Source organism: Mycobacterium simiae (genome assembly GCF_010727605.1).
GTDB lineage: Bacteria > Actinomycetota > Actinomycetes > Mycobacteriales > Mycobacteriaceae > Mycobacterium > Mycobacterium simiae.
Genome location: NZ_AP022568.1, coordinates 2,080,026 through 2,092,851, shown reverse-complemented (window position 1 = coordinate 2,092,851; position 12,826 = coordinate 2,080,026). Strand labels below are relative to the sequence as shown.

Here is a 12,826-nt window from a genome sequence, read left to right as displayed (position 1 = left end):
GACAGCAAAGTCCGTGGCGAATCACCTCGCGCAGGCGCACACTGGGCAGTAACGCTATGCAAGGAGGCCGCGTGGGCGAGTACGGTGCGTTCGGAATTGATCCCGAAGAATTCGACCGGATGATCCGGGAGGGCAGCCAGGGACTGCGCGACGTGTTCGAACGAGTCGGCAGGTTCGCCGCGGGTCCGGGCGCCCGGACCGGGTGGGCGGCGTTCTTCGACGAGGTGTCCCGCCGCCCCCGCTCGACGCCGGAGACCACCGGTGAGGCCGGTGACGGTGTGTGGGCGATCTACACCGTCGACACCGGCGGTGACGCCCGCGTCGAACAGGTATTTGCGACCGAGCTCGACGCGCTGCGCGCCAATAAGGACAACACCGATCCAAAGCGCAAGGTGCGCTTCCTGCCGTACGGCATCGCGGTCAGCGTGCTCGACGACGACTCGCACCAGCCGGAGTAATTCGCCGATCCCAGTCCGTTCCTTCTAGCAGGGAATACGCCTAGGGTCGAGGCGTGATGGCAGCGGCGTCGGTGTGCCAGGTGTGCGGCTCCCAGCCGCGGCCGGGTGCACGCTTTTGCGATGCCTGCGGTTCGCCGCTGACGCCCAGCGCCGAGCCCGCCGAATACAAGCAAGTGACCGTGCTCTTCGCGGATGTGGTGCGGTCCATGGACATTGCGGCAGCGCTGGGCCCCGAGCGGTTGCGTGAGGTGATGACGGACCTGGTCGATCAATCGGCGACCGTGGTCCAGCGCTACGGCGGCACCGTCGACAAGTTCACCGGCGACGGCATCATGGCGCTTTTCGGTGCGCCAATCACGCTGGAAGATCATGCCTTTCGCGCATGTCTGGCGGCATTGGACATCCAGGACGTGGTCCGCGGCCTGGCGGTCGAGGTGGGCCGCCGAGATGGCGTCGACTTGCGGCTGCGGGTCGGGCTGAACTCCGGGCAAGTGATCGCAGGCGAGGTCGGCGCGACCCACTTCGGGTACACGGCGGTGGGCGAGCAGGTCGGTATGGCCCAGCGGATGGAATCGGTGGCGCCGCCCGGCGGCGTGATGCTCAGCGAGTCGACCGCACGGTTGGTGGAGGACCGGGCCGTGCTGGGCGAGCCGGAAACCGTGCACATCAAGGGATTCGCCACCACCGTGCCGGCCCGGCGACTGCTGGCCGCCGATGGCCAGCACCGCCGCAAGGCGCGGCGCCAGTCCCGGCTGGTGGGCCGCCAGGACGAGAAGGACGCCGTCGCACGACTGCTCGAGCAGGCTCGCGGCGGTGCGGGGACGGTGATCACGGTGACGGGCCGCCCGGGTGTCGGAAAGACCCGATTGGTCCGGGAATCGCTGGGTTTGGCGCGCAGCGTGGGCTTCGAGGTATTCGTCACCTACTGCGAATCCCACACTCGCGAAATCCCGTTTCACGTCATCTCGCGGCTGCTTGGGTCCGTCTTCGGTCTCGGCGGGCTCACGCTCGAGGTGGCGCGGGCACGGGTGCGCGCGGCGATCCCGCAGGCGAGCGCCGAGGATCGCATGCTGCTCGATGACCTGCTCGGTATCCGGGACCCGGACGTCCCCTGCCCGGACATCACCCCGGATGCGCGGCGCCGGCGCCTGGTCGAGCTGATCAAGACCGTGTCGCTGGCCCGTACCGAATCCACCATCTACGTCATCGAGGACGTCCAGTGGATCGACACGGTCAGCGAATCGTTACTGGCCGACTTCGCCGCGGCGATACCCGCGATGCGCGCGATGCTGCTCATCGTCTATCGGCCCGAATACCGCGGGCCGCTGGCCAACATCGCGGGCGCACATCGGATCATGCTTGCCCCGTTGGGTGATTCGCATATCGCCGAGTTACTCAAGGAGCTACTGGGGACCGATCCTTCGGTAGCCGGATTGTCGATGGTGGTCGCGGACCGGGCGGGCGGTCTACCGTTCGCCGCCGAGGAAATCGTGCGCGACCTCGCCGAGCGCGGCATACTCGAGGGCGCGCCAGGCAATTACGTGTGCGTGCGCGAAGTGCGCGAAATCCATGTCCCGGCCAGCCTGCAGGGCATCATCGGGGCGCGCATCGATCGGCTCAGCGCGACGGCGAAGCGCACCCTGCACGCCGCGGCCGTGATCGGTGCGCAGTTCGACACCGAGTTATTGAAGTGTCTGCTGGGCCCGGTCGACCTCACGCCGCTGGTCGAGTCGGCGCTCGTCGAGCAGATCGGCTTCACCCCACACGCCACCTACGCGTTCTGTCACCCGCTGATCCAGGCCGTCGCCTACGAATCTCAATTGAAAGTCGACCGAGCGGAATTGCACCGTCGGGTAGCGGCCATCCTGCAGCGAACCTACGGCGAGTTCACCGGCCAGGAGGCCTCGATCGTCGCCACCCAGTACGCGGCGGCGGGGGACCTGCGTGAGGCCTACGAATGGTACATGCAGGCCGGCGCCTGGTACGGCGCGCGCGATATCCGAGCCGCCCGGGCCAGTTGGCAACAGGCGGCACGGTTCGCCGACCTGCTCCCCGATGATCACCCCGACCGGCTGACCATGCGCATCGCGCCGCGAGCATTGCTGTGCGGCAGCGCATTTCAGGTCGGCGGCACGCCCGGCGACACGGGATTCGACGAGTTGCGGGCGCTCACCACGGCGGCCGGTGACAAAAAATCCCTGGCCGTCGGAATGGCCGGCCACATCACCACATTGACGTTCAATTCCCGGCACCACGAAGCGGCAGGCATGGCCATGGAATTCGCGACGCTCGTCGAATCGATCGGCGACCCGGCGATGATCGCGGGGCTGTTCTACGCCGCGGCCCAAGCCAAGTGGGAGGTCGGCGAAGCGACCGAATGTCTGCAGCTGGCGCAGCGCGTCATCGACGTCGCCCACGGCGATCCGACCATGGGAAACTTCGTCATCGGGTCCCCACTGGCCTGGGCCACCACGCTAAAGGGCGCGGCGGGAATGTTTTTGGGACGGCCGGGCTGGCGCCAGGACCTCGATGAGGGCATCGCGATGGCCCGGACCTTCGACCCGACCACTCACCCGTTCGCGCAGCTGTACAAGTACGCGGCCGCGGTGCAGAACGGCGCGGTGCTGCCGACCGCCGACGATGTGGCGCAGGCGGCCGAATCGCTGGACGTCGCGCAACGCTCCGGCGACAACGCCGCGCTGGCCTACGCGCTGGTGAATCGGGCCACCACGCTGATTCACTGCTCTGACGAGAGCGCGGGCGCGGGCTTCGAGTTTCTTACCAGGGCACGCGAAATGCTCGTCGACGAGAAATTGATCGTCGCGATTCGGCGCATGACCGACATCGAAATCGCTTGCCAATACGCCCGATCCGGCGACCTCGACGGCGCCATCGACCTGGCCGACCGAATTGTGGATGCACAGTTCGAAGCCGGCACCATGATCTTCCGGGCGCCCGCGACCACGGCGCTGGTCGAGGCACTGCTGTCGCGGGGCGGCCCCGACGACATCGACGCGGCGCAGCGCGCGGTGGACCGGCTCGCGGCCGTGGTAACCGAGCCCGACTTCGTGCTGCACGAGATCCCGGTGCTGCGGCTACGCGCGCTGCTGGCCCGCGCCCGCGGCGACCAGACCGGCTATCGCCAGTTTCTGCACGGCTTTCGGGCCAGGGCGGCGCAGGCCGGGTTCGAGGGGTACCTGGCGCAGGCCGACGCGATGGTTGCCGACTAGCCCGGCTCAGCCCTGCGCGACGTCGTTGTCGACTCCGGAGTTGGAGATCTTCGGCGCCCCCGAATGGAACGTCACCCGATTACTCATGCCCGAGGCTTCGATGGTGTCGGCCGAGTCGATCGTGATCACGTTCTTCATACCGGACACCGTCAGGCTGGCGCAGTGGCCGGTGATCACAATCGTGTTGTTGATTCCGCTGACGGTCACCGCGTTGTCGTTACACGCGATCGTCTTGTTCTCGTCGATCCCGGAGACGTCCAGCGGTGCGCCAGGAGCGGCGGTGGCCGATGTGGGCGGGCTCGCGCTGCTGGTGCCCGGGGTGCTGGTCGACGACCTCGGGCTGCGCGTCGTCGTTCGGGGTGCGGTGCTCAGCGGCGCCGTGCTGGGCGTGGTGAGTTCGGAGGAGATGATCGACCGGACCCCGGAAAGTTGGTGCGCGGCAAACGCGGCGATGATTCCGGCGATGGCCAGCACGGTGATCACGATGATGGTGCCCACGATCCACCACACCCGACCGATCGATGACGGCTTGTTCACGGGGCCGGCGTACGGGGCGCCGCCGTAGCCGTACACCGACGGGGGCGGCGGTGGTGGCACCGGACCGGGCGGGGGTGGTGGGTAGCCGGGGCCGCCGGCGGGCGGGCCGCCGAGTTCGGACGCGCGCGCCGTGTCGGCCAGCGGGCGCTCCAGGTCCCGAATGCGCTTTTCCGGGTCGTCCTGCGATTCCATGCACAGATGCTCCCACTGCAAGGCCGCAAATGGGTAGTTTCAGCAACGTGCCCGACATGCTGAATCGTCAGATCCTGTTGCGTCGTCGCCCGACCGGGTTGGTCCAGCCTGAAGACACCGAGCTCACCAGCGGTCCGGCACCCGAACCGGCCGACGGCGAAGCGCTGCTGCGAACCACCTATGTGGGGCTCGACGCGGCGGTCCGGACCTGGCTGAACGACCAACCCAGCTACCTACCACCGGTGCAGCTCGGCGAGGTGATCCGAGCGGCCGGGATCGGCGAGGTGGTGGCGTCGCGGTGTGAGGCCTTCGCCGTCGGCGATGTGGTCACCACGTTGACCGGCTTCCAGGAATACGTGATCGTGCGTGACGACGTGTTCAGCACTCCCATCCCCGGCGCGGACGATCAGCTGGCGATCATGTCGGTGTACGGCCCGACGGGTGCCACCGCCTACTTCGGCATGAGCGACATCGGCAGGCCGAAGGAGGGCGAGACGGTGGTTGTCTCGGCGGCCGCGGGCGCCACCGGGTCTGTGGCCGGGCAGATCGCGAAGATCGCCGGGGCGCGGGTGGTGGGCATCGCGGGTGGGCCGCAGAAGTGCCGTGCGGTGGTTGAGGATTTTGGGTTCGACGCGTGCATCGACTACAAGAACGACGACCTGCCCGCCGCGCTCAAACAGCATTGCCCGCGCCGCGTGGACGTCTACTTCGACAACGTCGGCGGCTGGATCCTCGACGCGGTGCTGGGCCGGCTCGCCTCCAATGCACGCGTCGTGCTCTGCGGCGTCATCTCCAGCTACCTGACCGGGGAGCATCCCGGCCCGGCCAACTACGTCAACCTGTTGTCGAAAACCGCACTGATGCAAGGATTCAACGCGCTCGACCAGTGGGGCCGGTTCGACGAAGCCTTCGGCGCACTGCGCCGGTGGGAAGCCGAAGGCCGGCTCAGACACCGGCAGACCATCTTCTCCGGCATCGAGTCGTGCGTGGCGGCCCTCAACGGCTTGTTCACCGGCGCCAACATCGGCAAGACGTTGGTCGAGATCAGCGAGCCGACGTCGCGCTGATGTTGACGCCGAGATTGCCGTGACGGCTGCCGTCGGGGGGAAGCAGGACCGGCCACGGCAATCTCGGCGCACCCGAGGGCCCTACTCCTCGCCGAGGGTGCGGTGTAGTGCCTTCTTGGCTTCGCGCAGCGCGTCGAGAACCTTGGTCCGTGCCGTGGCGAGCTGCTGTTTCTGCTCGTCGGTGCCCGTCCAGGTGATCGTGCGGGCCAGACCCGCGATCTCGAACAGCTCGCGGCGAATCTTGAAGACGTCACCGAACTGACCCGCGCGGGCCAGGAATGCGTGCGCGGTTTCGCTGCTGATACCCCGCCAGGCCAGCAGGTTCTGGCCGAGTTCGGTCAGCGTGGCCACACCGTTGTCGACCGTCACCACGCCGCGGCCGGCCAGCACACCGATCGCCAGCTCCGCGATGTCGTGCCCAGGCGTGATCGCCCCATCGGTCGCATCAGACACCCGCTGCACGATCTGCGCGGCATCGGCCGGTCCGTCGAGCAACAGCGCCGCGGTGACGAACGCGGCACGCTTCAGCGGCGGCTTCCCGCCATGTCCCCAACCATGCCCGCCCAAGCCGTGCCCACCGCCGAAGCCGTGCCCACCGCAGCCGCCGGGGCCCGGACCGCCGAACCCGGGACCACCGAAACCGCCAAAGCCCGGGCCGCCGAATCCGGGACCACCGAAGCCGGGACCTCCGAAACCGCCAGGGCCACCAAAGAATCCACCACCAAACATCCTTGTTTCCTTTCCGATCAAACCATCAACTTCCTTGATACCACCGACGTCGGCAATGTCAACAAAGTTGATGCTCAAGATGGGGGATGGGATACCGGCAGGGTTGACCCCGCCCGGCAAAGACCCGCCGAAGGTGCGCTGGCCAGTGACTCAGCAGCCAATCCTCGCTCCGACTCACCGCCGAGCAGCAAAGCGAACTCGGACAGCTGTTTAATGCAACAGCCGGTGGCACACCTGGCGGGTGACGTGGAAGCCCAGCGGCATGTCCTTCTGGAAAGACCATGCCGACGGCGCCGCGATCCGGCGAGCATTTCCACGGGGTCCTGCCCCGGGGGAAATGCCCGTGGAGTGGGCGCGGGTCTGCTCATGCGTTGGGTGGAGCGTGCGCCGGGGCGCGGCGCATGGTTTTATAACACCGTTTGCGAGAGTAGGCCGCGGGGGGAACCGTGCCGAGCCGGAAACCCCGGCTTTAGCGATTGGTGGTAGGTGCATATGGATCGGCGCAGCATGATGTTGACGACGGGGCTCGGCATGCTGGCGGCGGTCGCGTCGCTGCCGCTCCCAGAGGCCGCGGCACGCCCGTCGGCGCCCAAGGCGCCGCCCTCGGCCGGCCCGAGCGGGCCGTACATCTTCTCCGACGAGTTCGACGGGCCCGCCGGCTCGCCACCCGACCCGGCAAAGTGGACGATCCAGACCTGGCAAGACGACGTCTTCCCGCCCGTCGACGGCATCTATCGCGACGACCGCCAAAACGTGTTCCAGGATGGCCATTCCAACCTCGTCCTGTGTGCCACACACGATTTCCTGACCAACACCTATTACAGCGGCAAGCTGCGCGGCAATTTCCGCAGCATGATCAATCAGACCTGGGAAGCCAAGATCAAGCTCGACTGCTTGTTCCCCGGGCTGTGGCCGTCGTTCTGGGGGGTCAATGAGGACCCGCTGCCCGACGGTGAGGTCGACATCTTCGAGTGGTACGGCAACGGCAACTGGGCGCCCGGCACCACCGTCCACGCTGCATCCAACGGTAAGACCTGGGAAGGCAAATCGATCCCCGGGTTGGTCGACGGAAACTGGCATACCTGGCGAATGCACTGGGGCGAAGAGGGATTCGAGTTCGCCCGGGACGGCGCCGAGTACTTCAAGGTGCCCAACAAGCCCATTCACGTGCATGGGGGCGCGCCCGACGACTTCCGCTGGCCGTTCAACGCTCCCGGCTACTGGATGACGCCGATGTTCACCCTCGCTGTCGGCGGCGTCGGTGCCGGCGACCCGGCCGCGGGCACCTTCCCGGCGGCCATGCTGGTGGACTACATCCGTATTTGGTGACTAGCGCTCGGCCTTGAACACCTGCACCAGGTTGAACTGCCAGCGTTCGACCAGACGGAAGCCCAGATCGTGCGGGACCGCGAAGGCCGGTGTCACGCCGTAGCGCGGGCCGGGCGGCAGCGCCGATCCCCGTTCGTGGGCGGGCATCGACTCGTCGGCCTGGGTAATGATCCAGACGACGTGACAGTGGCTCAGCGGGGCGGCGACCACTTCGGGAATCAGGTTGGTGTCGAACACAGCTTTGCGGTCGGTGGCCCGTTGCCACAGCGTGAGGTCGATCAGCTTGCGGTAGGCGTCGGGGCGGGCCGCCATCAGTGGGCGCATCGGTGCGGGCATGAACGTGACCGTGTCGTTGACCAGTAGGCAATCACCCGCGGACGCTTGGGCGGTGATCAGATCGGCCACCTGGCTGTAGTCCATTCCGTACTTGGCATACGGGTTACGTTGCACCGTTAGGTAATTCGGTGCGGCAGCAATCGCAAATAGCGCGACCAACGCCGGCGCCACCCACGGTTTGGCGGCCAGCGCGGCGATGCAGACCCCCAGTACCAGAGCCAACGCCGGCGCGGTGAAGCTCAGGTATCGCGGTGTGTAAATCGGATGCACCACCGCCGACCACACCACGATCACCGCGGTGGGCACCAGCAGCCACAGACCCGCCAGGGCGAGCAACTGACGTTCTGCGACAACCAGATTGACCGATGTCCAGCGCCACACCACAACGGCCGCCGCAACCACCAGGGCGGACAACACCGCGAACGGCGGACATCGTTCGAAGTATTGCTGCATGCCTACGTCCTCGATCGTTCGGTGCCCGATCGGTGCAACCCAACTGATTTGGTGCACTTGTCCGGCGGCCACTACCAGAAACGGCGCCACCGCGCAGCTAGTCAGAACCGAGGTGAGGACGAATGGAACCACGGTCATGCGGCGGCGCAGGAAGAGGCAGACGAACATCAGGTACACCGGCAACAGCAGCGCAAGATATACGTCGAGCACTATTGAAATTGCTTGGGCGATACCGTAAAACAGCCAGGTCACGAGGCTGTCTCGCCGCACGGCGTACCCGAACAGCACGGTCAGCCACACCGCGGCTGCCATCGAGACGGCATAGGGGCGTGCTTCGATGCCAGCCCACGTTACGCGTGGCAACACCGCACAGAGCAGCCCGGAGATGATTCCCACAGTGCGAGAAGAGAATTGGTTGCCCAGCACCACCACTCCGGCCGCCGCCAAGCCCACTGCCAGGCCACTCGGGGCGCGGGACCAGAACTCGGTGGGCGGGGCGAGCCGGAACCAGCCGTGCATCAGCAGGTAATACAGGCCGTGCACGGCGTCGACGTTACCCAGCATCTGCCACAGCTGGCCCAGGGACCGGCTGTAGGCGGCCGAGATGGTCGCGGCCTCGTCGTACCAGAACGAGGGACGCGCGGCGCCGGTGAGGCTGATGGTGGTGGCCAGCACTGCGACGATCAGCGGGTCCAGGATGCGACGCCGTGACTCGCTCAACACGCCGCTATGTTGCCAGAACCGGCCCGAGACCCGACGGCCGAACCGGCTCGTGTGCGCCGTTAGTTATTCAGCCACACATGCCAGAAACCGTCGGGGCCGAAGCGGCAGGAGTACTGGGTGTACAGGTGGTCGTTGTGGGTCAGCTCGACGTGCGGTGCATCTGCCAGGCAACCGCTCTCGCTGGAGTAGTTGCCCTCAACCTCGACCTCGTCGGCATGGGCCACACCCACCGCAACGGTCATCAGCCCGCCGAGCGCTAGTAAACCTGCCGCAATAACCCTGCTCATACCCGTTATCCCCCGTCGATCGGTCGGTTGCCAGCGAACTATATCGAGTTGCGCGAAGCTCGGGACCGCATTCGCCAGAGTCGTTCCGAGCGCGGTTATTCGAACGTATGATCGAGCGATGGGTCCGCTCGCGTCGATCGGATACAACGGTCAGCCGGTCCGCAGCCCCTTCCGGGTGGTGCGGCCGGCGATCACGGTGCTCATCGACCTGACGGTGTTGTTCCCGCGCCAGCCGCACCGCTCGGGCAGCTACCAGCCCAACGGCCTGCAGCTGCACAAGGTCGTCGAGGGTCGACTGAGCTGCTGGGGCCTATGCGAGCAGGGCGACTGGTGGGGGCTGGTGACCTACCCGATCACCTACGGATCCAGGCAGCGCAGCGTGACGCACTGGATTCCGGCTTGGACGCTGCGCCGAAAAGGCTAGGCCGTCACCCGTTGTGGCGGCGGCGGTTGCAGACGGCGGCCTTGCACGTAGGTGCCGGCGATGGACGTCTCACGGGTTCTCATCAGCAACCTGAACAGCGTCTGGTCCCGGGCCATCCGGGGGTTGTCGGATCGCACGCCCTGCGTGATCACCGCCCGCAGGCTCGGGGTGCGGTTCGGGTCGATGACGACGAAGTCGGCCTCCTTGCCGACGTCGAAGTTGCCGAACCGCTCCTCCATGTCGAGGGCTCGGGCGCCGCCCAGCGTTCCGAGGAACAGCATCTCGGCCGGATGTATCGACACACCCGCGTCACCCGCTTCACTGACGTGCACCTTGAAAGCCGCTGCCAGCACCTGCGGAATGGGCCACTCGTCGCCGCCACCGAAATCCGTTCCCGCGGCGATGTTTGCCCCGGATTCGACGGTCGCGCGCCACGGCATGGTGCCCGAGCCGAGGAACTGTTGCGACACCGGGCAGTGCGCGATGGAGGTGCCCGTCTGCGACATCCGCTCCAACTCGGCGGCCTCGCAGTGCACAGCGTGCGCCATAATGCTGCGTCGCCCCAGCATGCTCGGCCCGCCGAGCTGTGAGCCGGGCAGGAACCTGCCGTCGTAGGTGTCCAGACAGGACTTGACCTGATAGATCTGTTTGGTCGCGGCGATGTCGCCGGCGCCCGGGCGATTGTCCTCGTTGAGGTGGGTGTGGAAGTACACGCCGCGATCTCGTACCGAATCGTAGAGCTCGCCAAGCTTTTTCAGCGTCTCCGCGGTGACCGCGAGCGCGAATCGCGGGACAAGCGCCACCTGGAGCCGCGCCGTCTTCACATCACCGGTGTCAGCGGCGTGCCACTTGTTGATCTCCGCACGGGCGAGCCGAATCGCGTCGTCTTCCGATGTCAGCAACGGCTTGGCCGCATCCGGCCCGACGGTCTGGATACCGCGACCGCTGACGATCCGCAACCCGCGTCGGGCGGTCTCGGCGAACAGCGCGTCCTGCGCTTCGGGAAACGACGATCCGAATACCAGGGCAGCTGTCGTGCCGCTCGCGATGCGTCGGTCGCAGAACTCGACGGCCGCGCGTCGCGCGAACTTCGCATCGGCGAAGCGGGCTTCCGCGGGATAGATGCAGCTGTTCAGCCAGTCCTGCAGCTGCCCGCCGTGGTAAGCGTCGCCGGCAAAGGTCTGCGGGAAATGAACGTGGGTGTCGACGAAGCCGGGCAGCATAAACCCGGGCCGGTGGTCGGTCACCGGCGTCGACCGGTACTTCAGCGGTACGCCGGCCCGGTCGCCGCAGAACGCGATCTTGCCTTCGTCGTCGACGATGAGCGCGCCCTCCGGGATCGACACCAACGCGTGCGCGGATTCAGATAGCAGCGGCGCACCGGCAAGGTGAAAAATGTGCCCAAGGTGAATCCGAGCCACGCGTTCTTCCCCTAATGTTTTCCTCGCGGGTTGCGCTGCAATCACATACAACCACCCTAGGCAGGTTCAACCGCCCGGACAGCAAGCGCGACGCGTTCGATGGCGCGGCACGGAGGTCGACGAGAGGATTGCTTGCCCGTGGCAGGAAGCTGGAGCTCGCTGTTGACGACGCTCATTCCGTTGGCTCTTGTTATCGCAGTCTCGCCGCTGTCAGTCATCCCGGCGGTGCTCGTTCTGCACGCGCCGCAACCCCGGACCGCCGGGCTGGCATTCCTGGGTGGCTGGGTGATGGGGCTGGTGGTGCAGACCGTGTTGTTCGTCGAAGGTTCCGGTGCGCTCGGCGACATGCACAAATCACCGCCGACGTGGGCGTCCTGGCTGCGGGTGGTGTTGGGCTCGGCGCTGATCCTGTTCGGCATCTACCGCTGGGTGACCCGGCATAATCACACCGAGTCGCCGGCCTGGATGCGTTCGTTCTCCACCATGCGGCCCCGGCGCGCGGCGATCACCGGGCTGGTGTTGACCGTGATCCGACTCGAGGTGCTGCTGATGTGTCTGGCGGCCGGTCTGGCCATCGGCACCAGTCACCACGACGACATCGACAAGCTCTCGGCGGGTGTGGTTTTCGTCGCGGTATCCGCATCGACGGTCGCCATCCCGATCCTGGCCTACGCGGCCGCAGGTCATCATCTGGACGAGTTCCTGGAACGCGTTAAGAACTGGATGGAGAAGAACAACGCCGCGATGCTAGCGGTAATCCTGGTGTTGATCGGCCTGATGGTGTTGCACAACGGAATTCGTGCGCTCTGAGCCGGGTTCGGGCGGTGCCGGCTCACCGGTAACCGCCGTCCGCCAGACCGGCCTCTTCCTCGAGACGGTTTGTCTTACCAAAGACCCTGTCGCGCAGCACTTCCCACAGATAAGCCGTGATCATGCGGAGATGCCCTCGGGCAGCCCACTGTTGGGAATGCAACTCCTCGTGATGCAGCACGCGCTCCAGCGCGAGCACGCTCTGCACCGCCCGGCCGGAACGGTCGGTGTACCACGCGTGGCCGGACTCGACGATCTGACGCAGCCGGCCCGCGGCGTCGCCGTCGACCGGAACGTTGACCAGGAAGATGTCACCCCAGGCGGTACCGCCCTGCTGACTGAACAGCCGCCGCAGCCAATTGCCGCCGACACCCATCAGCATGCCGTTCGGCGTGGTGACCAGCCGCCCGCCACCCCGGTCGATGAACCCGACGTCCTCGTCGTAACTCCACCGGTTGGCGGCCTGCCGGTCCACGATCCGACGGACCTCCTCGGGGTGATACGGCGTTTCGGGGAAATCGGTGGGCTGCCCCGTCGTGCGGCCGTAGCCAGTGCCCGCGTTGATGATGTAGGTCATCAACGTCGCGGCGCGCGCGTCGGCGCCGGTGGTGCCCGGTGCCAGCAGGAAGTACGACTTGCCGTGCGGATCGGTGATCTCGGTCGTGTTCTCCAGCACCCCGAAGCTCTGCGGGGTGATCCCGTGGTCCGCGGCGATCGCGGCGGTCACCGCGGCGGGCAGACCGAGGCGTTCGGCGTTGGACAACCACCGCTCGTGGTAGTCCGGTGCCGCGCGCCTGGTCATAGTGCGTCAATTCTTATCAGTCACGTCG

General features: G+C 66.6%; 12 protein-coding genes. 6 read left to right on the top strand and 6 right to left on the bottom strand.

Translation table 11 applies throughout. From position 1 onward, the window contains the following. Positions 1 to 71 precede the first annotated feature (71 nt). Both G6N33_RS09740 and G6N33_RS09735 read left to right on the top strand, forming a co-directional pair. Positions 72 to 458, top strand: a complete 387-nt coding sequence (locus G6N33_RS09740) for a hypothetical protein (RefSeq protein WP_044509521.1) — start codon at positions 72 to 74, stop codon at positions 456 to 458. A 56-nt stretch (positions 459 to 514) separates the two neighbouring features. Beyond that, complete coding sequence (locus tag G6N33_RS09735; RefSeq protein WP_179962708.1) at positions 515 to 3,688, top strand: adenylate/guanylate cyclase domain-containing protein; 3,174 nt, start codon at positions 515 to 517, stop codon at positions 3,686 to 3,688. Between the two features lie 6 nt (positions 3,689 to 3,694). Here the strand turns inward: G6N33_RS09735 and G6N33_RS09730 are convergent, their stop codons facing one another. Continuing rightward, a complete protein-coding gene (locus tag G6N33_RS09730) occupies positions 3,695 to 4,417 on the bottom strand; it encodes a DUF3060 domain-containing protein (RefSeq protein WP_163771500.1) in 723 nt (240 codons plus the stop codon). Between the two features lie 47 nt (positions 4,418 to 4,464). On the opposite strand from G6N33_RS09730, the gene G6N33_RS09725 reads away from it, so the two are divergent. Next, a complete protein-coding gene (locus G6N33_RS09725) occupies positions 4,465 to 5,484 on the top strand; it encodes an NADP-dependent oxidoreductase (RefSeq protein ID WP_101528675.1) in 1,020 nt (339 codons plus the stop codon). 81 nt (positions 5,485 to 5,565) lie between these two features. Here G6N33_RS09725 and G6N33_RS27050 read toward each other — a convergent pair whose 3' ends face one another. Beyond that, positions 5,566 to 6,213 carry a hypothetical protein gene (locus G6N33_RS27050; protein ID WP_044512753.1) on the bottom strand — a complete coding sequence of 216 codons (648 nt, stop codon included), beginning with the start codon at positions 6,211 to 6,213 and terminating at the stop codon, positions 5,566 to 5,568. A gap of 492 nt (positions 6,214 to 6,705) precedes the next feature. Between G6N33_RS27050 and G6N33_RS09715 the strand changes: the two genes are divergently transcribed. Beyond that, positions 6,706 to 7,542, top strand: a complete 837-nt coding sequence (locus G6N33_RS09715; protein WP_044509523.1) for a glycoside hydrolase family 16 protein — start codon at positions 6,706 to 6,708, stop codon at positions 7,540 to 7,542. On the opposite strand, the gene G6N33_RS09710 is transcribed toward G6N33_RS09715, so the two are convergent. Next, positions 7,543 to 9,054: a glycosyltransferase family 39 protein gene (locus G6N33_RS09710; RefSeq protein ID WP_044509524.1), complete on the bottom strand. Its 1,512-nt coding sequence runs from the start codon at positions 9,052 to 9,054 to the stop codon at positions 7,543 to 7,545. 59 nt (positions 9,055 to 9,113) lie between these two features. Next, the gene (locus tag G6N33_RS09705) at positions 9,114 to 9,341 is read right to left on the bottom strand and encodes a hypothetical protein (protein WP_044509525.1); all 228 of its coding nucleotides are present in this window, start codon (positions 9,339 to 9,341) and stop codon (positions 9,114 to 9,116) included. A gap of 118 nt (positions 9,342 to 9,459) precedes the next feature. On the opposite strand from G6N33_RS09705, the gene G6N33_RS09700 reads away from it, so the two are divergent. Beyond that, the gene (locus tag G6N33_RS09700) at positions 9,460 to 9,765 is read left to right on the top strand and encodes a hypothetical protein (RefSeq protein ID WP_044509526.1); all 306 of its coding nucleotides are present in this window, start codon (positions 9,460 to 9,462) and stop codon (positions 9,763 to 9,765) included. Here the strand turns inward: G6N33_RS09700 and G6N33_RS09695 are convergent. Continuing rightward, complete coding sequence (locus G6N33_RS09695; protein ID WP_044509527.1) at positions 9,762 to 11,186, bottom strand: amidohydrolase family protein; 1,425 nt, start codon at positions 11,184 to 11,186, stop codon at positions 9,762 to 9,764. The genes G6N33_RS09700 and G6N33_RS09695 overlap by 4 nt on opposite strands. Before the next feature lie 138 nt (positions 11,187 to 11,324). On the opposite strand from G6N33_RS09695, the gene G6N33_RS09690 reads away from it, so the two are divergent. Further along, the gene (locus G6N33_RS09690; RefSeq protein WP_044509528.1) at positions 11,325 to 11,996 is read left to right on the top strand and encodes a GAP family protein; all 672 of its coding nucleotides are present in this window, start codon (positions 11,325 to 11,327) and stop codon (positions 11,994 to 11,996) included. Positions 11,997 to 12,018: 22 nt separating this feature from the next. On the opposite strand, the gene G6N33_RS09685 is transcribed toward G6N33_RS09690, so the two are convergent. Beyond that, positions 12,019 to 12,798, bottom strand: a complete 780-nt coding sequence (locus G6N33_RS09685) for a hypothetical protein (RefSeq protein WP_044509529.1) — start codon at positions 12,796 to 12,798, stop codon at positions 12,019 to 12,021. Positions 12,799 to 12,826: the final 28 nt, after the last annotated feature.

Bases quoted from the DNA above. Each gene is read 5' to 3' on its own strand.
- G6N33_RS09735 (WP_179962708.1), top strand. From the start codon at position 515: ATGGCAGCGGCGTCGGTGTGCCAGGTGTGCGGCTCCCAGCCGCGGCCG.
- G6N33_RS27050 (WP_044512753.1), bottom strand. From the start codon at position 6,213: ATGTTTGGTGGTGGATTCTTTGGTGGCCCTGGCGGTTTCGGAGGTCCC.
- G6N33_RS09705 (WP_044509525.1), bottom strand. From the start codon at position 9,341: ATGAGCAGGGTTATTGCGGCAGGTTTACTAGCGCTCGGCGGGCTGATG.
- G6N33_RS09730 (WP_163771500.1), bottom strand. From the start codon at position 4,417: ATGGAATCGCAGGACGACCCGGAAAAGCGCATTCGGGACCTGGAGCGC.
- G6N33_RS09685 (WP_044509529.1), bottom strand. From the start codon at position 12,798: ATGACCAGGCGCGCGGCACCGGACTACCACGAGCGGTGGTTGTCCAAC.
- G6N33_RS09700 (WP_044509526.1), top strand. From the start codon at position 9,460: ATGGGTCCGCTCGCGTCGATCGGATACAACGGTCAGCCGGTCCGCAGC.
- G6N33_RS09715 (WP_044509523.1), top strand. From the start codon at position 6,706: ATGGATCGGCGCAGCATGATGTTGACGACGGGGCTCGGCATGCTGGCG.